Here is a 23,650-nt window from a genome sequence, read left to right on the forward strand (position 1 = left end):
TGGGGACGACCGACTCCTCCACAGGTCTCGCCGGCACCCGAGACGGTTCGAACGTCCGTTCGATAGCGTCCTTCGTGTCACGGCGCGCCGACCGAGGAGGGACGATGCCCGCCACCACCGCCCCTGCTCCGCTACCCGCCGTCCCGGCGCTGCCGAGAGCCACACCGGCGTCCCGGCTGCTCGATGCCCTGGCCACCCTCGAGGGCGGGCTCGCCGCGCTCGCGGCGGCCGTCGAGGAGGCCGGCCTGCACGACGTCGGCCGGGACGTCCTCGAGCAGGCATCCGGCCGGCTCAGGACGCTCGGCACCCGGGTGGACGCCGCCCGGTGGCGCGTGCTGCCCGCGCTGGAGTCGGACGGCCGGTGGTCGCTCGACGGGTCACGCACCTTCGCGCACTGGCTCGCCCGCGCGGAGAACGTCGGGCTGGCCACAGCGCGCCGCGACGTCCGCACGGCCCACGCCCTGCGCGACGTCCTCCCGGCGACCGGTGCCGCCGCGCTCGACGGTCGGCTCGGCGCCGACCACCTGCGCGCCATCGTCGACGTCGCCCCGACCTCCGAGGCCCGCCGCGACGCGCTCGTCGCCCCCGCGCCGACCGCGAGCGAGACGGGCGGCGAGGCGGGCGGCGAGAACCCGGAAGCGCCGGACGCCGCCCTCGCCCCACCGACCGGCGAGGAGCACCTGCTCGCCACCGGCTCCTGGTACACGCCCGCGCAGTTCCGCCGTCTGGTCCGGCGGTTCGCGTACGTGACGGACCCGGAGTCGGACGAGCGGGGCTACGCGCACGCCCGCGAGAAGGAGTTCGTCGACCTGTCGCCGACGTGGGACGGCTACCACCTCGCCGGGTTCCGCACGGAGGAGCACGGTCAGGCGCTGCGCGCCGCCCTCGACGCCGTGTCCGGCCGGCCCGCCGCCGGGGAGACCCGCACAACCGCACAGCGGCGCGCCCAGGCGCTCGCCGACCTCGCACGCGTCACCCTCGACACGGGCAGCGTGGGGTCGGGATCCGCCGTGCGGCCCCACCTGACCGTCACCGTCTCGGTCACCGAGCTCCGCCGCCTGCTCTCCAGCGGCGGCGCCATCGACGTCGGCTCCTCCACCACGAGCTGGGCCGAGTCGCTCGGCGTCGACCCCGCCGAGTTCGTCGACGGCCGCGGCCCGCTGCCCCCGTCCCTCCTGCGCCGCATCGTGTGCGACAGCGAGGTGACGCGGGTCGTCCTCGGCCCGGAGTCGCAGGTGCTCGACGTCGGGCGCGCCCGGCGCACCGTCACCGGCCAGCTCAGGCGCGCCGTCGTCGCCCGCGACCGGCGGTGCACCTGGCCCGGCTGCGACGAGCCACGGTCGCGCTGCGAGGTCCACCACGCCGTGACCCACTGGGCGGACGGCGGCAGCACGTCCGTCGACAACTCCGCCCTGCTGTGCTGGCACCACCACGACCGCGTCGACGCGCTCGGCATCACCATGCGTCGCACCGGCGGCACGTGGCTCTTCACCGACCGCCACGGACGCTCCGCGTTCGGCACCGCACCACCACCTGCCGCGGCGGCGTCGAACCCCCGGCAGCCGGAAGCACCCGCGGCCCGGGCGCCCGTGGCCCGAGAACCCGTGACGCGGATACCCGTGGCTCGAGACCCCGACGCGGTCGCGACGCTCAGCGACGGTGACCGCGGTCCCGGCTGAGCGGCTCGACCTCGACGGGCTCGGGCTCCGCGACCACCCATCGACCCCCGAGCGCCTCCACCTCCGGATGCGCGAACCGCACCTCGTCGAGGAGGTCGGGCACCAGCAGCAGCACCCGGTCGGGGCGGATCTCGGCGAGGATGTCGGGCCCGAGCACGGGCACCCGCGGCCCCGGGCCGCCCGGCATGGACCTGCCTCGCTTCGCGGGGGACGCGTCCACCACGGCGAGCACGTCGTCGGCGGTGACCCCGGCGAGCGCGAAGAGCGCGACCGCGCGCGACGCGGCGCCGTAGGCGACGACCTTCCCCTCGCTCGCGTCGAGCCAGTCACGGAGCGCCGCCGCCGACCGGGCCACCTGCCGTTGGAGCACCGACACGACCGCCGGCTCCGTGGTCCCCGCCGCGGCCTCGGCCGCCAGCTCGGTGGCGACGAGGTCGCCCGCGGCGCGGGCGTGCCGGCGGGCGGGCTGCGACCCCTCGCGCGCCAGCGCGAGCAGCCGCGTCCCGCCGTACAGCGGGTAGCGCCACAGCCCGACCGGCACGAGACCGGTGCTGCGCGCCATCTCCACGAGCACCGTGAGCGAGTAGTACGCGAAGTGCCCGTGCCGCAGTGCGTTCCAGGTGCCGTCGCGCACGATCACGGACAGCGGGTGCACGTGCAGCGCGACGACGCCGTCGGGGGCGAGGGAGTCGAGGCGCAGGTTCCACGCCGCACGCTGGTCGGGCTCGTGCATGAGGCCGAGAGAGTCGACGACGAGGTCGGCGGCGAGCCCCGGCACCGTGCCGGGGCCGTCGAGCAGCACGGCGTCGGGCACGATCTCGTGCACGCGCGCCGACCAGGAGCCCCCGTGCGGGGAGCGCATCTCCTCCACCCAGGTCCCCGGGCCCAGCAGCCCGCCGCCGACGAGGTCGGCCACCCCCGCCCGCGCCTGCGTGACGAGAGCGGCGGGCTCTACGCCGCGCGGCTCCTCGGGACCGGTCGGGTCCGCCTCGAGCTGGGCCAGGCGGCACCGGTCGCACATCACCATGCGCAACGGGTGCACCGGGTCGGGGAGGGACGCCTCCGGCTCGGGGAACAGGTCTGCCGCGGGCTGCGCGCCCAGGTCGAGCACCACCGTGGCGCGGTCCGACCGGCACCACCGGCAGCGCCAGCCCGCTACGACGGCGCTCACGTGCCCGGCTCGAAGACCTCGAGGCGGGGCAGGAAGGTCACCAGCCGGCCGCCCCAGTCGGCGACGTGCGCGAGCTGGGCCGAGATCTCCCGCCGCAGGTTCCACGGCATGACGACGACGTAGTCCGGCCGGGCGGCGTCGAGCGCCTCGGGAGCGTGGATGGGGAGGTGCATGCCGGGGGTGAACCGGCCGTGCTTGTAGGGGTTGCGGTCGACGGCGAACTCGACGAGGTCGGAGCGCACGCCGCAGTGGTTGAGCAGCGTGTTCCCCTTGCCGGGCGCCCCGTACGCCACCACCCGCTTGCCCTCGCGGCGTGCGGTGAGCAGGAAGCGCAGCACGTCGTCGCGCACGGCCGCGACCTGCTCCGCGAAGCCCGCGTGCCCCTCCAGGGTGTGCAGGCCCGCGGCGGCCTCGGCGGCGAGGACGCGGGCGACGGCGGCGGAGGGCTCCGGCGCGGCGTCGTCGGATCCTGTCCCCGCCTCGGGGGTCGGCACGGACCACGTGCGCAGCGAGCCGCCGTGGCTGGGCAGCTCGTCGACGTCCACCACGGTGAGCCCGGCGGCGGCCAGGACGCGCTGCGTCGTGAGGAGCGACAGGTAGCTGTAGTGCTCGTGGTAGATCGTGTCGTACTCGTTGCCCTCGACCAGGCGCAGCAGGTGCGGGATCTCGATCGACACGCGCCCGTCGTCGGCGACGAGCTGCCGCAGACCACGCGAGAAGTCGACGATGTCCGGCACGTGCGCGAAGACGTTGTTGGCGACGACGAGGTCCGCGGGCCCGTGCTCGGCGCGCACGCGCCGCCCCGTCTCCTCGCCGAGGAACTCCACGACCGTGGGCACACCGCGCTCGACCGCGGCCGCGGCCACGTTGCCCGACGGCTCGATGCCGAGGCAGCGGATCCCCCGGTCGACGACGTGCTGGAGCAGGTAGCCGTCGTTGCTCGCGACCTCGACGACGAACGACCGCTCCGGGGTGAGGCCGAGGCGCCCGACGGCGTCGTCGACGTACCGCCGTGCGTGCTCCACCCACGACGCGGAGTAGGAGGAGAAGTAGGCGTAGTCGTCGAAGATGTCCTCCGCCGGCACGTAGGCCGGCAGCTGGACCAGCAGGCACTGCTCGCACACCCGCACGTGCAGGGGGTAGAAGACCTCGGGGCCGTCCACCTCCTGCGCGGTCGGGTAGCTCTCGCACGGCGGCGACATCCCGAGGTCCACGAACGTGCGGGTGAGCGGGGCGCCGCAGAGCCGGCACGACGGCGCGGGCACGGCGGAACCCTCGGGCGCGGCGGACCTCTCGGGCGTGGCGGCATGCCGCGGCGCCGACACGGCGGTCATGCCCGCACCGCCGTGGTGCGCAGGTTCTCGAGGTCCAGGGCGCCGCTGGCGGCGAGCTCGCTCACCCGGTGCAGGCGCACGAAGCGCGGGCCCTCGAAGTCGTCGGCGGTGAGCCCGAACCGGTGCACGTCCTGCCAGATCTGCCGGATCCCGTCCCGCACCGTCCAGCGCGGTGCGGCGGCGGGGAGCTCGGTGCGGATGCGCGTGAAGTCGACCCGGTAGTTGCGGGTGTCCGCCCCGGCCCCCGCGGCGAACGTCACGGGCGCCCCGGTGACGTCGCTGACCTGCTCGGCGACGGTGCGGATCTGGACGACGTCCTCGTCACGGCCCACGTTGAAGGCTCGGTCGTGCACCACCTCGCGGGGGGCCTCGAGCGCGGCGAGGAAGGCCCGCGCGATGTCCTCCACGTGCACGAGGGGGCGCCACGGCGTCCCGTCGGACGCCAGCCGCACCTCCCCGCGCGTGTACGCGGTACCGGTGAGGTTGTTGACCACGATGTCGGCGCGCAGCCGCGGCGACGAGCCGTACGCGGTCGCGTTGCGCAGGAACGTGGGCGAGAAGTCGTCGTCGGCGAGCGCGGAAAGGCCGCGCTCGGCCTGGATCTTCGACTCCCCGTACGGGGTGACGGGGTGGAACTCGGCACCCTCGTCGACGGGCTCGTCGCCCGCCGCGCCGTACAGGGAGCACGACGACGAGAACAGGAAGCGGGTCACCCCGGCCGCCTTCGCCGCCCGCGCCATGCGCACGGCCCCGTCGGTGTTCACCGAGTAGGTGGCCTGGGGGTTCAGGTGCCCCAGCGGGTCGTTGGAGATGGCCGCGAGGTGGATCACGGCGTCGAAGCCGGCGAGGTCCTCGGGCCGCGCGTCCCGGACGTCGCCGGTGCGCTGCTCGTACCCCGTCACCGGAGGGCCGAAATCGCAGCCGTCGTACCAGCCGGCGTCGAAGCCGACCACCTCGTGGCCTGCCGCCTGCAGGAACGGCACCAGCACCGCACCCACGTACCCGCGGTCACCATCGACGAGCACTCGCATCGTCCGTCCCCCGTCGTCGTCCGGCCGGTCCCGCGGGCAGGGAAGCCCTCGGGCCGGTGGCTTCACCGCCGCCTCGACGCTAACCAGCAGCCGCCTCCCACCGTGAGGGTTGCCCGGGGTGAAAAGCCTCGTCACCCGGGTGATTCCGGGCCTGCGACGTTCCCCGGCCGCACCCCGGCGACGAGGATCGGGAGCCATGAGGATCCTGCGCATCTCCCACAGCGCGGTGGTCGACGCGTGGCGCGGCCGCGAGGCCGAGCTGCGCCGGCGCGGCGACCACGTCCGCGTCCTCACGGCCGCCGTCTGGGACGAGGGCGGCCGCGACGTGCGCCCCGCGCCCTCGCCGGACGAGGAGCTCGAGACCGCGCGCACGTTCGGCAGGCACCCCGCCCTGTTCCTCTACGACCCGCGGGCCCTGTGGCGGGTGCTCGGCGAGCAGTGGGACGTCCTCGACATCCACGAGGAGCCCGTGGCGCTCGCGACCGCCGAGATCCTGGGCGTCCGCGCCGCGCGGCGGCTCGTGGACGCGGCGCGCGGGCGGCGCTCCCGCCCCGCGCCGTACCTCCTCTACTCCGCGCAGAACCTCCTCAAGCGGTACCCGTGGCCGTTCCGGGCGCTCGAGGCGGCCGCGCTGCGCGGCGCCGCCGCCGTCGTCACCTGCAACCACGACGCCGCCCGTATCGTGCGCTACAAGGGCGCCCGGGGGCTGGTCGAGCGGATCCCGCTCGGTCTCGACACCACCGTGTTCTCTCCCGCCGACGAAGCAGAGCTCGGGAGGCGGCCAGCCGGGCCGCGCACGCCGGGACAGGTGCGCGTCGGGTACGCCGGGCGCCTCACCGCCCAGAAGGGGGTGGACGTGCTCCTCGCGGCCGTCGCCCGGGACGAGGCGCTGGACCTCGTGGTGGCGGGCGCCGGTCCGGAGGAGGCGAGGCTGCGGCGGATCGCCGCCCCGTGGGGCGACCGCGTCGACTTCCTCGGCCCGCTCGACACCGACGACCTTCCCGCCTTCTACCGCGGGCTGGACGTCCTGGTCGTGCCGTCGAGGCACGCCCCGGGCCTGGCCGAGCAGTTCGGCCGCGTGGTGGTCGAGGCGATGGCGTGCGGCACCCCGGTCGTGGCGACCCGTGTCGGCTCCGTGCCGGACCTCGTCGCCGGCGCCGGTGTCCTCGTGGCACCGGACGAACCCGATGCCCTGCTGGACGGGATCCGGCAGGCGACCCACCCGCGGACCGCGCGCACGCTGCGCCTGGCCGGGCTCGATCGTGCACGCGAGTGCTCGTGGCCCGAGGTCGCCCGTCGGTACCGCGCGGTCTACGAGGCGGCCCTCGGCGCGCCGGCACGCGACCACGGTCCGGCCGCGCACGAAGGCACGGCAGGTCGGCCGGCCCCCCGCGTCGAGGTGGTGGTCGTCGCCTACGGCCACCCCGACCTGCTGCGCTCCGCGCTCGAGCCACTGGCGGGAGCCTTTCCGATCACCGTGGTCGACAACTCGTCCGACCCGCGGCACCGCGCGCTCGCCCAGGTCTTCGGCGCCGCCTACCACGACCCCGGGCGCAACCTCGGGTTCGCGGCGGCCGTCAACGTGGCGCTCGCGCACCGGCAGGACCCCGGAGCGGACGTGTTCCTCCTCAACCCCGACGCCGTCGTCGGGCCCGAGACCGTCGCGACGCTCCACGAGGCCCTGCACGCGGACCCCGGGCTGGCGAGCGTCGGCCCCTCGCAGGTCGACGGCGCGGGCCGACCGGGACGCGTCGTCTGGCCGTTCCCCTCTCCGGCGCGGGCATGGCTGGAGGCCGCCGGCCTCGGCCGGCTCCGGCTGCCGCGTGAGCGCACCTTCGTCATCGGCTCCGCGCTGCTGATCCGCGCAGCCGCGCTGCGCGGTGTCGGCGGGCTCGACGAGCGGTTCTTCCTCTACGCCGAAGAGACCGACTGGGCGTACCGGGCCGACCGGCAGGGCTGGCGACACGCCCTCGTGCCCACCACCGAGGTCGTGCACGAGGGCGCGGGCACGGGTGGTGACGTCCGGGTCCGCGAGCTGCACTTCCACGCGTCGCAGGAGCGCTACCTGCGCAAGCACTATGGTGCGGCTGGCTGGACCGCTGCCCGTGCCGGTCTCGTCGCGGGTGCGGTGCTGCGCTCCGCCGCGCTGCGCGGGCCCCGCCGGGAGCACGCCCAGCGGCGTCTGCGCGCGTACCTCGGCGGGCCGGCGTCGCTGGAGGACCGCGAAGCGGTGCCGTCGTGAGCGCCGGCGGGCCCGGCGCCCACCACCTGCGCCCGCGGACGAGCGGGGAGCCGCGGACGGGCATGAAGACGGGCATCGAGTCGAGCCTGCTGTCCACGACGCGCGTCGCGACGTGGGCCGCGGTCCTCGGCGTCGTCGTCCTCGCGGCGACCTACGTGCTCGCCCACGATCTCACCCTCGGGGTGGCCGTGACCTCCGTCGCGGTGCTGGCCTGCGTGATGCTCTACGACCCCTCGCTGGTCCCCGTGGTCGCGATGCCCACCTTCGTCGTGGCCGAGCGGGTGGGCGGGGACTCCCTGAACATGTCGCTGGGCGACGTGACCCTGTTCGCGACCTTCTGGGTCGCCGTCCTCTTCTCACCGCGCCCGTTCACGCCCGCCCTGCGGTCCATGCTCTGGCTGTCGGCGGTGTACCAGCTCGCGACGCTCTTCGCCGTCGTCGCCACCCCCTTCGCCCAGAACTCGATCGAGTGGTTCCACGCGTGGCTGCTGGTGGGCGGGGCCCTGGTCGTGGGCTGGGCGGTGGGGCGGTCCGGGCACGCGACGCTCGGGCTGACGCTCCTGACCGTGTTCGTGCTCGCGATCGCGCTCGACGCCTGCGCGACCGCCGCCGTGCAGCTCGCGCAGGGCGACGTGTCGCCGGTCTACCCGAGCTGGCCGTTCGAGCTGCACAAGAACCTCGCGGGCCCGATCTTCGCCTCGGTCGCCCTGCTCGTCTTCGTGCGTCAGCCGTGGCTGCGGTGGCCGGCCTGGTTCCGGGTGCCGGCCTTCTACCTGCTCGTGCTCGCGCTCATGGCCGTGCAGTCTCGCCAGGCGATCGTCGGCCTGGGTGTCGGCCTCATCGTGCTCGCGCTGCGTGCCGGGCGCGGACGCCGCCAGACCCCGATCCTCATGCTGCTCACCATGGCCCCCGCCGCCATCTTCGTCGCGAGCCGGGTGCAGGACGACCTCTCCGGCGACGACCCGTTCAACTCCACGGCGTTCCGCGCCGTGGGCATCGAGGGCGGGTTCGACGTCTGGCGGGAGCACCTGTGGTTCGGCGCCGGGCTGCGCTGGTGGACCGTGGGGCCCGAGCTCGGGTTCCAACCGCCCAACGCGGTCGCGGAGGTGCTGTCCTCGGTCGGCATCGTCGGCCTCGCCGGGTTCGCGGTCCTCATGCTGGGCACGCTCGTGGTCGCGTGGCGGATGGACCGCCGGTTCGGGACGCTCGCCGTCGCCCTGCTCGCGTCGCGCCTCGTGGCGAGCCAGTTCGACCAGTTCTGGGTCGCGATCATCGTGTCCCTGCCCTTCCTGCTCGTAGGGGTCTGCCTGGGCGCCGAAGGGTTCGCGAAGGCGCCAGGAGCGCCCCTCCTCGACGACCGGCCGGCGCGCGTCCGTCGACGCGCGGCGCGAGCCGCCCTGGCCCCGGTGGAGCAGCCGGTCCCGGCGCAGGGCGAGGAGCTCCTGCTCCCCGGTGGCCGCTCATGAGGATCACGCACGTCGTCGTGACGGACGCGTACGCCGGCGTCGAGGCCCACGTCGCGCGCCTCGCGCGGGCGCAGGCGCGGGCGGGCCACGTCGTCGCGGTGGTGGGCGGTGCGGAGGAGCCGATGCGCGCCGTCGTCGGCGACGACGTCGAGCTCAGGCCGGGGTCGACGGTCGCCCGGGCGCGACGCTCGCTCGTGCGGGGGCCGCAGCCGGACGTCGTCCACGCGCACATGACGGCGGGCGAGCTCGCGGCGTGCCTCGTCCCCCGGGTGCTCCTGCACCGCGTGCCGCTCGTCGTGACGCGGCACTTCGCCCTGGTCCGGGGGCGCAGCGCCGCCGGCCGCGTCGCCGCGCCGGTGATCCGTCGCACCGTCGCCGCCCAGATCGCGATCAGCGCCTTCGTGCAGGACCGCATCGACGGCCCGAGCCGGGTGGTGGTCGCAGGCCTCGAGGAGCGACCGCACCCGCGCGGCGCGGCGCTCCGGTCGCCCGTGGTGCTGATCGCGTCCCGGCTCGAGCCGGAGAAGCGGGTCGACTCCGGCGTCCGGGCGTTCGCGGCGTCGGGGCTCGCCGACCGCGGCTGGCGCCTGCGGGTCGCCGGGTCGGGCTCGCTCGAGGTGGCGACCAAGGAGCTCGTGAGCGAGCTCGGGCTGGACGGGGCCGTCGATCTCCTCGGCCACCGCGACGACGTGCCCGCGCTCCTGGCCGACGCGGGACTCTTCCTCGCCCCGACCCCCGGCGACGGCTTCGGGCTGAGCGTGCTCGAGGCCATGGCGAGCGGCGTCCCGGTCGTGGCCGACGGCTCCGGCGGGCACGTCGAGTCCCTCGGCTCCGCCGGCGGACCCGGCCTGTACGCCACCGGGGACGTCGACGACGCGGGGCGGCGGCTGCGCGCCCTCGCGGACGACCCCCGCCGGCGCGACCGCTACGGCGCCGCCCTGCAGGCCCGGCAGCAGGCCGAGTTCTCCGTCGCACGCCAGGCGGCCGCCACCGAGCGCGTGTACCGGCAGGTGCTGTCGTGACACCGGTCCGCGAGACCGTCGGCCCCGACATCGTCGTGATGTCGCTCGAGCCGTGGGACGACGTCTGGCGGCGCAACCAGTACCTCGTCGCCGGTCTCCTGCGCGAACGCCCGTCGGCCCGGGTGCTCTTCGTCGAGCCGGTCAGCGACCCTGTGCACGCCGTGACCCGTGGCGCCCGGCCACGGCCCGGTCGAGGGCTGCGGCCCGCCCCGGACGTCGAGGGCGTCGGCCCGCGCCGCCTCTGGCTGCTCGAGCCGACCAAGCTGCTGCCCCGGCGGGTCGCCCCGCACGGCGACGAGCGGCGCGCGGCCGTCGTCGTCCGGGCCGCGCGCCGCCTCGGGCTGACACTGCCGGTGCTGTGGGTCAACGACCCGTACGGCGCCACGCTGGCGCGCGTCAGCGGCTGGCCCACCCTGTACGACGTCACCGACGACTGGACGGCGGCCACGCGCGGCCCGGCCGAGTCCCGCCGGGTCGCCGAGTCGGACCGTTACCTGGTGGAGCACGCCGCGGCGGTCACCGTCTGCTCCCCCACGCTCGCGGCCCGCAAGGCCGACGCCCGCTCGGTCGTGCTGGTCACCAACGGTGTGGACGTCGAGCGGTACCGGCGCCCGGCGGCTCGCCCGGCGGACCTCCCGCCGGGCGCGACGGCCGTCTACGTCGGCACGCTGCACGCCGACCGGCTCGACGTCGGGCTCTGCGAGGACACCGCCCGCGCCCTCGACGGCGTGGGCTCCCTGGTGCTCGTCGGCCCGGTCTCGCTGGAGCGGCCCGACGTCGAGCGGCTCCGCCGGGCGGGCGTGACCGTCCTGGGTGCCCGACCGTTCGACGCGGTGCCGGCCTACCTCCAGCACGCCGACGCGCTCGTCGTCCCGCACGTCGTCGACGACTTCACGGACAGCCTCGACCCGCTCAAGCTCTACGAGTACCGGGCGGTGGGGCGTCCCGTCGTCTCGACGCCGGTCGCCGGCTTCCGCGACACCGCCGACCCGCGAGTCGCCGTCGCGTCGCCGGAGGGGTTCGCCGCCGCCGTCCGGGACGCGCTCGCGGAGCCGTCGCGCGGGCCGGCCGCGCCGCTCGACGAGGACTGCGGCACGGACCCCGAGCCCATCCCCACCTGGGTGCGCCAGGTGGCCCTCATGTCCGACGTCGTCGAGGCCGTCCGGCGACCCGCTCCCACACCTCGGTGAGGGCCCGCGCGGTCCCGCGGGCGGGGAACCGCCGGGTCGCGTCGTCGTACGCCGCCCGGGCGCGCCGCTCGGCCGCGCCGGGGTCGTCCAGCACGGCCAGGAGCCCGGCCGCGAGCGCCTCCACGTCGCCCGGCGGGACGAGCAGGCCCAGGTCCCGGCCGGGCGGCCGGACGATCTCCGGGACGCCGCCCGCGTCGGTCGCGACCACGGGGACGCCGCGCACCATCGCCTCGACCACCACCTGCCCGAAGGGCTCGGGTACGGGCGACGCGTGCACGCAGACCGACAGCCGGTCGAGCTCGCCGGCCGGGTCGTCGCTGAACCCGACGACGTCGACGGCGCCGTGCAGCCCGAGCCGGTCGATCTCCGCGTCGACCGCGTCCGCGTAGGCGTCGGCCCCGAACAACGCGCCCCCGACCAGGCGGAAGCGCACGTCGGGGCGGCGGTCGAGCACCGTCCGCGCGGCCCGCACGAGCTCGAGCTGCCCCTTGGTCGGGCTGAGCCGGCCGACCAGGCCCACCACCGGGCGCTCCGGCGGCACGCGGGCGTCGTACGCCGGCACCGCCTGGTCCGGGGCGTACCCGGGGTGGACGACGGTGAGGTCGCGCACCCCCGGGAGCGTCCGCGCGGTCGCCCGCGAGTTCGCGACGACCGCGCGCGGGCCCCGGCGGGCCAGCGCGCGCAGGAGCCGCACCGCCGCCGCCGGCAGGTAGTCGTCGGCGATCCGGTCGTGGACGTGCCACACCACCGGGACCCGGCACCACCGGGCCGCGAGGAGCCCGACGACGTCGGCGCGCAGCGAGTTGGTGTGCACGACGTCGGCGTCCGCGCTCCGGAGCACCGTGGCCACCCGGACCACGAGCCGGGCGGTCTCGCCCACCGCGAGCACCGCGCGCCAGGAGCCGCCGAGCGCGTGCCGGTCCATGCCCCGCGACCGCGCCCCGGCATGGACCACGAGCGTCCGCACTCCGGCCGCCCGCAGCCGCTCGACGAGCGGGCCGTCGTCCAGCACGACCGCGCGGAGCTCGACGCGGCTCGGGTCGAGCTCCGCGGCCAGCCGGAGCAGCGCCAGCTCCCCTCCGCCCAGCGCCGCGGTGTGGTCGACGATCACGACGCGCAGCGGCCGCTCGGCAGCGCCCGGTGGCACCGTCACGACGAGCGCGCGGTCCGCAGCAGCCGGCCGATCGTGGGCGCGACCTGCGCGGGCGTCGGCGGCTCCTGCTCCGCGGACGGCGGTGCGGCCACGGTCGCGACCCGGACCCCCGTGGGCGGGAACGCCGGGGGGCGGACCGGCGTCGGCGGTGTGACGGCCCTCGCGGGGCCCGACTCGTCGCGCGCCGGGGCCGGGGACGCGTCGTCGTCCGAGCCGGTGGGCGCCCGGTCGTCCGGCGTGCCCTGCGGACCGCTCGGGGTGCGGTCCGCCGTCTCGTCGACGGGGTCGGGCACCGCGGCGGACGGACCGTCGGACGGGTCCGACTCGACAGGCTCGCCGTAGGTCGACGCGTAGACCATCCGGCTGTCGCCCTTCACCCCGGCCAGCGCGACGCCGGTGAGCGGTACGCCGTTGATGCGCAGCCGCTCGGCCGCCTCGGCGAGGACGCTCCGCGCGGTCCGGCCGGCGGTGGCGACGAGGACGACGCAGTCCGCGTAGGCGCCGAGGATCGTGGCGTCCGCCGCCGCCAGCACGGGCGGCGCGTCGATGACGAGCACCTCGCCGGCGTCCCGCGCCGCCTCGACGGTCGCACGGACCCGGTCCGTCGCCAGGTAGTCCGCAGGGTCCATCGTCGGGTCGTGGAGGGCGAGGAAGCGGAGGTTGGGCACCTGGGTGGGACGCAACCCGTCCGGACCGGTGCCCGGACCGTTCGGGCGCGGCAGGAGGTCCTCCAGGTCCGGACGACGCAGGTCGCCCGACACCGCGACGGTGGCCCGCCCGCTCATGGCCCACGACGCCGCGAGGTTGGCGGCGATGAACGGCCGCGGCGCGTGCGGGTCGGTGGCCGTCACGACGACCACGGCGTGCTCGCGGTCCTGCATCGCCACGTGCAGGGCGGTGCGCAGCTCCCGGATCGACTCGGTGAACGGGGAGGCGACCCGGCTCGAGATCGGCAGCACCGGGGTGCGGCGGTATGACTTGGCGGCCCGGGTCACCCCGTAGAGCTCGGCAAGGACCGGGACGCCGGCCGCGGCCGCGGCGTCGGCACGGCCACGCAGCCGGGAGTCGAGGGCCCGGCGGGCGAGGGCGAGGCCGACCCCGATCGCGAGCCCGGCGAGCGCGCCGAGAAGGACGATGCTGGCCCGCGGCAGCCCCACCACCACGGCTGAGGAACCGGTGGCGGGAGTGAGGATCTGGGCGGGCGTCACGATCGACTCGAGCGTGCTCCTGCTGGCCGACAGGGTCTGGTACTGGTCGATGATGGTGGAGCGCTCCGCGCCCGCCAGGGGGTCCTTGGGCTTGTCCTTCACCTGCTTGTCGACCGCGTCGAGCTGGCCCCGCAGCGCGTCGCGGCGGGCGTCGATCTCGGCGATCTGGTCGTCGATGACCCCGGGCAGGCTATCGACGTAGGCGGACGCCACCGCGTTCGCCAGCACGACCGCGTCGCCCGGGGCGCCCGCCGTGGTGGTGACCGCCATGACCTGCGTGGAGGCGTCGAACGCTCCCGAGACCTGGGCGGCGAGCGCCTTCGGGTCCGCTCCCGCGGCCACGCCCTCGGCCACCACCTGGAGCACACCGGGCGCCTCGACGAGCCCCGGGTCGGTGTCGACGCTCGTGGTGGTGGCCGCCGGCGACGTGCTGTCGCCCAGCTCGACGGCGTTGATCTGGACCGTCGCGGTCGCCTCGAACACCTCGGGCTTGCGGTCGGCGTACACCCACGCGGCGGCCAGCGCGAGCACGACCGACCCGATCAGGAGGTACTTGCCCTCCCACATCACCCGCAGGAACTCCCGGACGGTCATCGGCCCCCTACCTCCCCCTGTGTCCCCGGCACCCCGGCCGCCACGGCCTCCTGCGCCACCACGTCCTGCAGCCGGGCGACGAACGCGTCCCGGGAGAACCCCTTGACGTGCACGCCGATGGCCTCCTGGTCCCAGGAGCGGGCGAGCGCGGCCTCGATCCCCTCGGCGACCGGCGCGGCGTCCGGGCGGTCCACGTACAGCCCGGTCACGCCGTCGACCACGGTGTCCAGGTAGCCGCCGGTGCCGAGCGTCACCGCCGGGACGCCGAACGCCGCGGCCTCCAGCGGCGTGAGCCCGTAGTCCTCGTACGACGTGGCCACCAGCAGCGACGCGTGGCCGTACAGCCACCGCAGCTGCGCGTCGTCGACCTTGCCGACGAACCGGACCCTCTCGTCCGCCAGCCGTTCGAGCCGCTCGCGGTCGGGGCCGTCGCCGACGACGACGAGGGGCAGCCGGAGCCGTCGCGCTGCCGCGACGACGACGTCGACGTTCTTGTACGGCAGCAGCCGCGCCACGCACAGCAGGTAGCCGGGGGCGATCCCCGGCATCGCGGTCACGGGCCCCTCCGGCTCCATCGCGGGCGGGGGCGGCACGACCTCGGCGTCGATGCCGTAGGCCTCGCGCACGGCGCGCCGGGCGACGGTCGAGACGGCCAGGTACACGTCGGCACGGGCGGCGGCGGCCGTGTCGGACGCCCGCAGCCCGGGGCCGAGGAGGTCGAGCGCGGCGCCGGCGATCCCGGTGCGCCAACGGTCCTTCCAGGCCCGCCCGGAGGCCCCGGAGAGGTACCGGTCGCGCTGGTAGAGCCAGCGCGCGGGCGCGTAGCAGTACACGACCGTGCGCCGCGCGCCGCGGTAGCGGTGCGCCCACCCGCTGGAGCTGGCGAGGAGCACGTCGGCGTCGACGGGCTGGCTCTCGACCGCGCCGCGGAGCAGCGGCAGGGCCAGGCGGTGGTGGCGCCGCAGCGTGCCGACCCGGTCCAGGCGCGACGGGCGCACGTCCACGTCCGCGAACTCGGGGAAGGTCCCGTCGGGGTGGTACAGCGTCGTGTAGAGCGGTGCCGACGGGAAGGCCCGGGCCATCGTCAGCGCCACCCGCTCGGCGCCGCCGCGCTGCGTCAGGTAGTCGTGCGCCAGTGCCACCGTCGGGCCCATGGTTCCTCCTCGTGCGGACGGTCGGGACCGCCCGTCGAGCGTAAGGAGACCGGCGCACGGAAAGGACCCCGCGGCGACCTTTCCACCCGGGTGAAGAGCCCGGTCAGGCCGCGGGCCGCGCCGCGTCAGACGTCCGTGTCAGACCTTCGTGTGGAACTTCCCCTGCGCGGCGAGGAGCCCCTCGGCGAGCACCATCTCCACGGCGTCGGCGGCGTCGTCGACGAGGATGGGCAGGTCCTTGCGCTCGGTGGCGGAGAAGTCCTTGAGCACGTGGTCGGCGGTGTCCATGCGCCCCGGGGGGCGCCCGACGCCGACGCGGACGCGGACGTAGTCCTTGGTGCCGAGGGCCTTGGTGATGTCGCGCAGGCCGTTGTGGCCGCCCTCGCCGCCGCCGGACTTGAGCTTGATGGTGTCGAACGGGATGTCGACCTCGTCGTGCACGACGACGACCTGGGCCGGGTCGACGCCGTAGTACTTCACGAGCCCGGCGACGGGGCCGCCGGACGTGTTCATGTACGTGGTGGGCTTCGCCAGCACGACGCGGGGCCCGGGGCGCCCGCCGGGCAGGACGCCGAGCCGCGTCTCGGCGACGACCGCCTGGGCGCGCGCGTGCCGCGAGAACCGCGCGCCCGTGCGTTCGGCGAGCAGGTCGAGCACCATGTGCCCGACGTTGTGCCGGTTGCCCGCGTACTTCGGGCCGGGGTTGCCCAGCCCGACCACCAGCCAGGGGGTGTCGGTCATCTGCGTTCTCTCTCCGTGGTGCAGCAGGTGGTCGGCCGCTCAGGGCGCGGACGTGCGAAGGGCGCCCGGAACCGAACGGTACCGGGCGCCCTGGGCGTGAGGCGGTGTCAGCCCTCGGTGGACTCGGCGGCCTCGGTGGTCTCCTCGGCGGCCTCGCCCTCCGCGGCCTCCTCGTCCTCGGCGGCGACCTCGGCGCGCGGCTCGGCGATCTGGACGACGGTCGCCTCGGGGTCGGTCAGCAGCGTGGAGCCCTTCGGCAGCTCGACCTCGCCGGCGGTGACGTGCTGGCCGGCCTCGAGGCCCTCGATGGAGACCTCGACCGACTCGGGCAGGTGGGTGGCCTCGGCCTCGACCGACAGCGTCTGCGCCTCGACGAAGTGGATGGTGCCCGGGGCCGACTCGCCCACGACGTTCACGGTGACGTCGACGGCGATCTTCTCGCCGCGCTTCACGAGCAGCAGGTCGATGTGCTCGATGACGCCGCGGACGGCGTCGCGCTGGATGTCCTTGACGACGGCCATCTCGGACTTGTCGTCCAGCTCGATGGTGAACAGCGCGTTGGAGTGGCGCGTGGCGAGCATCGTCTCGTGGCCCGGCAGGGTGATGTGCAGCGGGTCGGTGCCGTGCCCGTACAGGACGGCGGGGATCTTGTTCTCGCGACGGATGCGGCGGGCGGCGCCCTTGCCGAACTCGGTGCGGGCCTCGGCGGCGAGCTTGATGTCGGACACGTGGATCACTCCTGGGATGTCTGTGCGTGCCGACGGCCAGAGGGAGCCGTCGGCTGTCCACGAGGTGGTGGTCCCCGCGAACTGCGGTTGCGTCGGCGTGGGACACGTGACGGACGCGATCGAGAGCGCGCCGTGGGGGCACCCGCAGAGTGCGGTGCACCGACAGCCGCCCAGTCGATCACGGAAATCCGACGGATCCTGCGCTGAGGGTGGCGGCCGGGTCGCAGGTGCTGGACCTGTACGACCTGGGTGACCGGCGCCCGTCAGACGTCCCTCGCCGAGGCAACCGGACGAGTATAGCCCCCTCGGGACGGGGTGTCAGTGCCGGGCGTCCTCGCCCGCGCGCGCCCGGGCCCGCGCCGCCCCGCGGGGGCGGTAGACGACCTGCGCCTGGAAGACGAACCGCACGACGAAGGCGACGAGGATGAGCACCGCCTGCACCAGCTCGGGGTGCGGCACGGCGCGCTCGACGATCCACCACAGCAGCAGGGTGCGGACCGCGGCCTCGGTGCCGTTGAAGGCGAAGGACCGCACGAAGCGGCCCCAGAAGCCGTGCGCGCCGTCACGCAGGTCGGCGAACACGAACCGCTCCTGCAGCAGGAAGTTGATGACGATCGTCACGGCGTTGGCCCAGATCACCGCGGGGAGGTAGTGCACGCCGAGCCCCTGGAGCCCCGCGAGGATCGCGAGGTTGAGCACGGCGCCGAGCGCACCGATCAGCGCGAACGGGGACAGCCGTCCGAACCGGAGCAGGGTGAGCTGCTGCACGTAACGCAGCCCGTTGGCGACGGTCGCCTTCGACCGGCCCGCGAACCGTTCCCCGAAGACGAACGGCTCCTCGACCACGACGAGCCGCTGCCGCGCGAGGATCTCGAGCAGGATCTTGAAGCCGCGCGGGCGCAGCCCCGCGAGGTCGACGGCGCCGGTGCGGACGACGAAGAACCCGGTCATGGGGTCCGAGACGTCGCGCAGCTTGACGGGGAACATGGACCGGGCCAGCAGCCCCGAGGCCTTGGAGACCCAGCGACGGTAGCGCCCGTCGAGGCCGCCGGCGTCACCGCGGCCGGTGTACCGGGAGGCGACGACGACGTCGGCGTCGGTCTCGCGCGCGGTGGTGAGCAGCACGGGCACCATCTCGGGCGGGTGCTGCAGGTCGCCGTCCATCACGACGACGCGCTCGCCGGTCGCGGCGCGCAGGCCGGCGACGACGGCGCCCGAGAGGCCGCCGTCGGGCACCTCGCGGTGGATCAGGCGCACGGGCACCGCGGAGGTGGCGGCGACCCGTTCGATGACGGCGGGGGTGTCGTCCTTCGAGTCGTCGACGAACAGCACCTCGACGCCACCGGGCGCGACGCGGCGGCCCTCGCCGTCGGGGCCGAGCGCGGCGGCGAGCCGGCGGACCAGCTCGGCGACGTTCGGGCCCTCGTTGTACGTGGGGACCACCACGGTCACGTCCACCGTCATGTCACCGTGCCTCCCCTCCGGGGGACGCCGCGGCCCGGGACGACGCACGCCCCGGGCCACCGGCGTCGGTCAGGCGTTGCCGTCGAACAGGCTCGTCACGGAGCCGTCGTCGAAGACCTCGCGGATGGCGCGGGCGACGAGCGGGGCGATGGACAGCACGGTGAGCTTGTCGAACCGCTTGTCGGCCGTGATCGGCAGCGTGTCGGTGACGACGACCTCGGTGGCGCCGCACTCCTGCAGGCGCTGCGCGGCGGGGTCGGACAGCACGCCGTGCGTGGCGGCCACGGTGACGGAGCGGGCCCCGGCGTCCATGACCACCTTGACCGCCTCGGCGATGGTGCCGCCGGTGTCGATGAGGTCGTCGACGAGCACGCAGTCGCGCCCCTCGACCTCGCCGACCACGCGGTTGGCGACGGCCTGGTTGGGGCGCGTGACGTCACGCGTCTTGTGGACGAAGGCCAGCGGGCAGCCGCCCAGCTTGGCGGCCCACTGCTCGGCGACGCGGATGCGGCCGGCGTCGGGCGAGACGACGGCGGCGTTGGACACGTCCACGCGGGTGCGCACGTAGTCGACCAGCACGGGCATGGCCCACAGGTGGTCGACCGGGCCGTCGAAGAAGCCCTGGATCTGCGGGGTGTGCAGGTCGATGCTGAGGATCCGGTCCGCGCCCGCCGTCCTGAGCATGTCGGCGACGAGGCGGGCGGAGATGGGCTCGCGGCCACGGCTCTTCTTGTCCTGGCGTGCGTACGCGTAGAACGGCGCCACGGCGGTGATCGAGCGCGCCGAGCCACGCTTGGCCGCGTCGACCATGAGCAGCTGCTCCATGAGCCACTGGTTCACCGGGGCGGTGTGGCTCTGCAGCAGGAAGATGTCCGAGCCGCGCACCGACTCGCTGAACCGCACGTACGTCTCGCTGTTCGCGAAGTCGTACGCCGACACGGGCAGCAGCTCGATGCCGAGCTCCTTCGCCACGGCCTCCGCGAGCTCCGGGTGCGCCCGGCCGGTGGCGAGGACGAGCGTGCGCTCACCGGTGCCGGGGATGAAGTTGTTCATCGCTGCGTGCTTCCTTCGGTCGGGTCGGCGGTCGGGTCGGAGCTGTCGGCGGGAGGCACCACCGGGATGGCGCCGGTGAGGGCATTGTGCGCGGCGAGCTGGCGCTGCGCCTGTGCACCGAGCTCCCCGCCCGAGCCCTCGGTGCGGGCGCGGGCGGCGGCCTCGGCGGCCGGCGTCCCGGGCCAGCGGCGCTCGACCCAGCCCTCGACGTTGCGCTGCTGCGCGCGGGCGACGCCGAGCGCGCCGGCGGGGACGTCCTTGATGATGACCGAGCCCGCGGCCGTGTACGCGCCGTCGCCCACCGTGACGGGGGCGACGAACATCGTGTCGGCGCCCGTCTTCGCGTACGAGCCGATCACCGTGCGGTGCTTCTTCTGCCCGTCGTAGTTCACCGTGACCGACGCGGCGCCGACGTTGGTGTGCTCGCCGATGGTCGCGTCGCCGACGTACGACAGGTGCGGCACCTTGGAGCCCTCGCCGATCTGCGCGTTCTTCGTCTCGACGAAGGTGCCGATCTTGCCCTTCGTGCCCAGCTCGGTGCCGGGGCGCAGGTAGGCGAACGGGCCGACGGACGCGTTCTCGCCGATGACGGACAGCGAGCCGTGCGTGCGCACGACGGTCGCGCCGGGGCCCACCTCGACGTCGGTCAGCGTGGTGTCCGGGCCGATCGTCGCGCCCGAGGACACCTTCGTGGCGCCGTGCAGCTGCGTGCCGGGCAGGAGCGTGACGTCGGGGGCGAGCTCGACGTCGACGTCCACCCAGGTGGTCGCCGGGTCGACGACGGTGACGCCGGCCTGCATCCACTCCGTGAGCACGCGGCGGTTGAGCTCGGCGCCCAGGGTCGCGAGCGCCACCCGGTCGTTGACGCCCTCGACGAGCATGGGGTCGTCGCTCAGCACGGCGCGCACGGCGCCGCCCTCGGCCCGCGCGGACGCGACGACGTCGGTGAGGTAGACCTCGCCCTGCGCGTTGTCGCGGTCCAGGCCGCCGAGCCCGCGGCGCAGCACCGCGGCGTCGAAGACGTAGACCGAGCTGTTGATCTCGCGGACCTCGAGCTGCTCGGGCGTCGCGTCCTTGTGCTCGACGATCGCCACGACGTCGCCGGTGCCGGGCTCGCGCACGATGCGGCCGTAGCCGTTCGCGTCCGCGACCTCGGTCGTGAGGATCGTCACGGCATTGCCGTCCGCGTGGTGCGCGGCGAGCAGCTGGCCGAGCGTGGCGCCGTCCAGCAGGGGGATGTCGCCGGCGAGGACCACGACGGCGCCGTCCAGGCCGTCGCCCAGGGGGTGGTCGCCGCCGTTGGCGTGGTCGGCGTGCAGCTCGTCGTCGACGGCGTCGTCGTGCACGAGCTGCGCGGCCCGACCGGCGTGGGCGCGGGCGTCGAGCGCGTCGAGCGCGCACTGGACGGCGCGGCCGGTGCCGGGGATCTCGTCCTGGTCGACGACGAGGGCCGCCGGGTCGATCTGCGCCGCGGCGGCGGCCACGACGTCGCGCTCGTGGCGGACGACGACCGCCACCTGCTGCGGGTCGAGCTCGCGGGCCGCGGCCATCGCGTGCCCGAGCATCGTCCGCCCGCCCAGGGCGTGCAGCACCTTCGGTGTCGCGGACCTCATCCGCGTCCCCTGCCCCGCGGCGAGGACGACGACGGCCGCCGGTCTCGCCACGGTGTCGTCCTGAACGTCGTCCTGAACGTCGTCCTGAACCACGCGTCCTGCGGCGTCCGGTCCTGTCGAGACCACGAGTGCTCCGTCTCTTCTCGGGTGTGCTCTGTCGATGGTGCCGAGCTCCGCCCCCAGGACTCGAACCTGGACCAAAGGCACCAAAAACCTCTGTGCTGCCGATTACACCAAGGCGGATCGGTCCCCCGGGCCGGGTTCACGCCCCAGCAGGCGCGGCACCGTCGGGCGTCCGTCCTCAGTCTGCCAGGTCCGCACCACCGCCCCGGCACGCGTCCCGCTTCTCGGCGTCCACCGGCGCCGTGGCACGCGCCACACCGGCCGCATCGTCCGGAGGGCACAATGGGGCCCATGCCCACCGACTCCCGTGCGCCCAAGCGTCCGCCGCGCGCCCGGATGACGGCGAGCCAGCGGCGCGAGCAGCTGATCGCGGTCAGCCGCGGCCTGTTCGCCGAGAAGGGCTTCGACGGCACCAGCGTCGAGGAGATCGCGGCCCGCGCCGAGGTGTCCAAGCCGGTGGTCTACGAGCACTTCGGCGGCAAGGAGGGCATCTACGCCGTCGTCGTCGACCGCGAGGTCCGCGCGCTGACGTCCGCGCTGACCGGCGCGCTCGAGGAGGGCGGCCATCCCAAGGTGCTGGTGGAGCGCACGGCGCTGGCCCTGCTCGGGTACATCGAGGCGTCGGAGGACGGCTTCCGCATCCTGGTGCGCGACTCTCCCGTCGCCCAGGCCACCGGCACGTTCTCCAGCCTCATCGGCGACGTCGCGACCCTGGTGGAGCACATCCTCGGCGACCAGTTCAAGGCCAACGGGCTCGACCGCAAGGCCGCGCCGCTCTACGCGCAGATGCTGGTGGGCATGGTCGCGCTCACCGGGCAGTACTGGCTCGACGCCCGCAGCCCCGACAAGGCCGAGGTGGCCGCGCACCTGACCAACCTCGCCTGGAACGGGCTGTCCGGGATGGTCAAGAAGCCGGAGCTGACGAAGTCCCGCTGACCGCCGCCGGCGCGTCGAGCGTCAGCCGGGGCCGACGAGGTAGTCGAGCAGCCGGTCGACGACGGCGAGCGCCGTCTCGCCGGTGACGTGCCCGGCGAGGACCCCCTGCGTGAGCCCGGCGGCCGACGCGAGCACCACCTCCGCGTCGAGCCGTGCCGCGTCGAGCCGTGCCGCGTCGAGCCGGGCCGCGTCGTCCGGCCCTGAGCCCTCCCCCGCGCCCGTGCCGTCTCCGCGCGCCCGCAGCAGCAGCGCCGCGACGAGGTCGACGAGCGCCCGCGGGGCGCCGCGCAGCTCCTCCGGCGTGACGGCCTCGTTGGTCAGGGCGGCGGCGTGGAAGGCCGCGAGGACGACGGCGTCCGCGCGGCGGGCGTCGTCGAGCGGCAGCAGCGCGGCGAGCACGGCGCGCAGGACGGCGCGGGGCGGAGCCGGCTCGGCGCTCTCCCCAGGGGACGTCCCGCCGCCGAACCGGGCCGCCGACCCCTCGATCACCGCGCGGTGGGTCGCGACGAGCAGCCCGTGCTTGTGGCCGAAGTAGTACTGCACGAGGCGCACGGAGACGCCCGCCTCGGCGGCGACGGCCTGGAACGTGGCCGCCTCGAGCCCGTCGCGCGCGACGACCCGGCGGCAGGCGTCGGTGATCTGGCGGCGGCGTTCGTCGTGGTCCACCCGTCGCGGCACGGTCGCTCCCCTCGGCGGTGCTGGTCGGTCGTGTTGATGATACGTCCGTACCACGTTGATGGTACGGTCATACCATCAACTGTGCACCAGGAGGTCCGATGCCGTCGACAGGCCGGTTCACCAGCGAGGCCGCACGCACCGCCTACGAGGCGGCGTACCGCGACCTCGAGACCCGCTGGCCGCTGCCGTCCGAGGACGTCCGGGTCGAGACCGCCTACGGCCCCACGCACGTGCGACGCTCCGGCACCGGGACCCGTACGCCCCTCGTGCTGCTGCACGGGCTGAACGGCACGGGCCTGAGCTGGCACGGCGTGGTGCGCTCCCTCGCCGCGGACCGCGTCGTCTACGCGCCCGACGTCGTCGGCACGGCCGGGCGCAGCGAGCAGACCGCCGCGCTGCGCTCGGCCGACGACTACGCCGCGTGGGGCGTCCAGCTCCTCGAGGGGCTCGGGCTGGAGCGCGCGCACGTCCTCGGCTACTCCGAGGGCGCCTGGTTCGCCGCGCTGCTGGCGTCCGGCACGCCCGACCGCGCCACCGACCGCGCCACCGACCGCGCCACCGACCGCGCCACCGACCGCGTGGGCGCGCTCGTCCTCGGCGAGGGCATCACCGCGCTGGTCAGGCCCGACAGGAAGGTGGTCTCACGCATGGTCCGGGCCGCGGCCCTGCCGACGGCGCGCCACCTCGCCCGCCTCGACGAGTGGCTGACCCCCGGCGTGACGCTCGACGACGAGGACCGCGCCCTCGCCCGCGCGGCCCTGCGCTACCGCCGTCGGACGCCGTGGCCGAGCCCCCTGACCGACGAGCGGCTCCGCGCGATCACCGCGCCCACCCTGGCGTTCTTCGGCGCGGCCACCAGGCTCGGCGACCCGGTCGCCGCGGGCCGCCGCGTCACCGACCAGGTGCGCGGCTCCCGCGTCGAGCTCGTGCCCGGCGGCGGGCACGGCGTCCTGTGGCAGCTCCCCGACCAGGTGCTCCCGCTCGTCGACGGGTTCCTGCGCGAGCACGACGACGCCTGACCCCCGAGCCGTCAGGGCCACGCGCAGCCCGTCGTGCGCGTGGCCCCGACA

At 75.3% G+C, this 23,650-nt stretch carries 19 protein-coding genes and 1 tRNA gene; 7 read left to right on the forward strand and 13 right to left on the reverse strand.

The window, feature by feature from the left end:
- Positions 1-104 precede the first annotated feature (104 nt).
- A complete protein-coding gene (locus ACFQ80_RS02340) occupies positions 105-1,679 on the forward strand; it encodes a DUF222 domain-containing protein (protein WP_430562413.1) in 1,575 nt (524 codons plus the stop codon).
- Here the strand turns inward: ACFQ80_RS02340 and ACFQ80_RS02345 are convergent.
- The 3 genes from ACFQ80_RS02345 to ACFQ80_RS02355 are packed head-to-tail and all read right to left on the reverse strand — an operon-like array spanning position 1,651 to position 5,215.
- On the reverse strand, positions 1,651-2,850 hold the full coding sequence (locus tag ACFQ80_RS02345; RefSeq protein WP_430562414.1) for a class I SAM-dependent methyltransferase: 1,200 nt from the start codon (positions 2,848-2,850) through the stop codon (positions 1,651-1,653). The two genes, ACFQ80_RS02340 and ACFQ80_RS02345, sit on opposite strands and share 29 nt — an antisense overlap.
- Positions 2,847-4,184, reverse strand: a complete 1,338-nt coding sequence (locus ACFQ80_RS02350; protein WP_430562415.1) for a methyltransferase domain-containing protein — start codon at positions 4,182-4,184, stop codon at positions 2,847-2,849. Before ACFQ80_RS02350 ends, ACFQ80_RS02345 begins: the two co-directional genes overlap by 4 nt.
- Positions 4,181-5,215 carry an NAD-dependent epimerase/dehydratase family protein gene (locus tag ACFQ80_RS02355; protein WP_430562416.1) on the reverse strand — a complete coding sequence of 345 codons (1,035 nt, stop codon included), beginning with the start codon at positions 5,213-5,215 and terminating at the stop codon, positions 4,181-4,183. Before ACFQ80_RS02355 ends, ACFQ80_RS02350 begins: the two co-directional genes overlap by 4 nt.
- 196 nt (positions 5,216-5,411) lie before the next feature.
- Here ACFQ80_RS02355 and ACFQ80_RS02360 point away from each other — a divergent pair, with 196 nt between their 5' ends.
- The 4 genes from ACFQ80_RS02360 to ACFQ80_RS02375 are packed head-to-tail and all read left to right on the forward strand — an operon-like array spanning position 5,412 to position 11,135.
- Positions 5,412-7,457, forward strand: a complete 2,046-nt coding sequence (locus ACFQ80_RS02360) for a glycosyltransferase (RefSeq protein WP_430562417.1) — start codon at positions 5,412-5,414, stop codon at positions 7,455-7,457.
- Positions 7,454-8,923 (forward strand): O-antigen ligase family protein, encoded by a 1,470-nt coding sequence (locus ACFQ80_RS02365; protein ID WP_430562418.1) that lies wholly within the window; start codon positions 7,454-7,456, stop codon positions 8,921-8,923. Before ACFQ80_RS02360 ends, ACFQ80_RS02365 begins: the two co-directional genes overlap by 4 nt.
- Positions 8,920-9,945 (forward strand): glycosyltransferase family 4 protein, encoded by a 1,026-nt coding sequence (locus ACFQ80_RS02370; RefSeq protein ID WP_430562419.1) that lies wholly within the window; start codon positions 8,920-8,922, stop codon positions 9,943-9,945. Before ACFQ80_RS02365 ends, ACFQ80_RS02370 begins: the two co-directional genes overlap by 4 nt.
- On the forward strand, positions 9,942-11,135 hold the full coding sequence (locus ACFQ80_RS02375) for a glycosyltransferase (RefSeq protein ID WP_430562420.1): 1,194 nt from the start codon (positions 9,942-9,944) through the stop codon (positions 11,133-11,135). Before ACFQ80_RS02370 ends, ACFQ80_RS02375 begins: the two co-directional genes overlap by 4 nt.
- Here the strand turns inward: ACFQ80_RS02375 and ACFQ80_RS02380 are convergent.
- The 9 genes from ACFQ80_RS02380 to ACFQ80_RS02420 all read right to left on the reverse strand — a co-directional run bounded on the left by ACFQ80_RS02380 (position 11,083) and on the right by ACFQ80_RS02420 (position 21,086).
- Complete coding sequence (locus ACFQ80_RS02380; RefSeq protein ID WP_430562421.1) at positions 11,083-12,288, reverse strand: glycosyltransferase; 1,206 nt, start codon at positions 12,286-12,288, stop codon at positions 11,083-11,085. The genes ACFQ80_RS02375 and ACFQ80_RS02380 overlap by 53 nt on opposite strands.
- Entirely contained in the window at positions 12,285-14,090 is a 1,806-nt protein-coding gene (locus tag ACFQ80_RS02385; protein WP_430562422.1) for a hypothetical protein, read from the reverse strand. The genes ACFQ80_RS02380 and ACFQ80_RS02385 overlap by 4 nt, the downstream gene beginning before the upstream one ends.
- Positions 14,087-15,244: a glycosyltransferase gene (locus ACFQ80_RS02390; RefSeq protein ID WP_430562423.1), complete on the reverse strand. Its 1,158-nt coding sequence runs from the start codon at positions 15,242-15,244 to the stop codon at positions 14,087-14,089. Before ACFQ80_RS02390 ends, ACFQ80_RS02385 begins: the two co-directional genes overlap by 4 nt.
- Positions 15,245-15,382: 138 nt before the next feature.
- Entirely contained in the window at positions 15,383-15,985 is a 603-nt protein-coding gene (gene pth / locus ACFQ80_RS02395) for an aminoacyl-tRNA hydrolase (RefSeq protein ID WP_430548780.1), read from the reverse strand.
- A 107-nt stretch (positions 15,986-16,092) separates the two neighbouring features.
- Positions 16,093-16,713 (reverse strand): 50S ribosomal protein L25/general stress protein Ctc, encoded by a 621-nt coding sequence (locus ACFQ80_RS02400; RefSeq protein ID WP_430548779.1) that lies wholly within the window; start codon positions 16,711-16,713, stop codon positions 16,093-16,095.
- Between the two features lie 318 nt (positions 16,714-17,031).
- A complete protein-coding gene (locus ACFQ80_RS02405; protein WP_430562438.1) occupies positions 17,032-18,171 on the reverse strand; it encodes a glycosyltransferase family 2 protein in 1,140 nt (379 codons plus the stop codon).
- A 75-nt stretch (positions 18,172-18,246) separates the two neighbouring features.
- Positions 18,247-19,230, reverse strand: coding sequence for a ribose-phosphate diphosphokinase (locus ACFQ80_RS02410; protein ID WP_430548778.1), 984 nt, complete (start codon positions 19,228-19,230; stop codon positions 18,247-18,249).
- Positions 19,227-20,843, reverse strand: coding sequence for a bifunctional UDP-N-acetylglucosamine diphosphorylase/glucosamine-1-phosphate N-acetyltransferase GlmU (gene glmU / locus ACFQ80_RS02415; protein WP_430549031.1), 1,617 nt, complete (start codon positions 20,841-20,843; stop codon positions 19,227-19,229). Before glmU ends, ACFQ80_RS02410 begins: the two co-directional genes overlap by 4 nt.
- 171 nt (positions 20,844-21,014) lie before the next feature.
- Positions 21,015-21,086 (reverse strand) — tRNA-Gln (locus tag ACFQ80_RS02420).
- A 216-nt stretch (positions 21,087-21,302) separates the two neighbouring features.
- Here ACFQ80_RS02420 and ACFQ80_RS02425 point away from each other — a divergent pair.
- Entirely contained in the window at positions 21,303-21,902 is a 600-nt protein-coding gene (locus ACFQ80_RS02425; protein WP_430549030.1) for a TetR/AcrR family transcriptional regulator, read from the forward strand.
- 21 nt (positions 21,903-21,923) lie between these two features.
- On the opposite strand, the gene ACFQ80_RS02430 is transcribed toward ACFQ80_RS02425, so the two are convergent.
- Entirely contained in the window at positions 21,924-22,580 is a 657-nt protein-coding gene (locus tag ACFQ80_RS02430; protein WP_430562424.1) for a TetR/AcrR family transcriptional regulator, read from the reverse strand.
- Positions 22,581-22,678: 98 nt separating this feature from the next.
- On the opposite strand from ACFQ80_RS02430, the gene ACFQ80_RS02435 reads away from it, so the two are divergent.
- Positions 22,679-23,599 carry an alpha/beta fold hydrolase gene (locus tag ACFQ80_RS02435; protein WP_430562425.1) on the forward strand — a complete coding sequence of 307 codons (921 nt, stop codon included), beginning with the start codon at positions 22,679-22,681 and terminating at the stop codon, positions 23,597-23,599.
- Positions 23,600-23,650: the final 51 nt, after the last annotated feature.

The sequence above is a fragment of the Isoptericola sp. NPDC056578 genome (assembly GCF_042793275.1).
In the GTDB taxonomy this organism is placed as follows: Bacteria; Actinomycetota; Actinomycetes; order Actinomycetales; family Cellulomonadaceae; genus Isoptericola.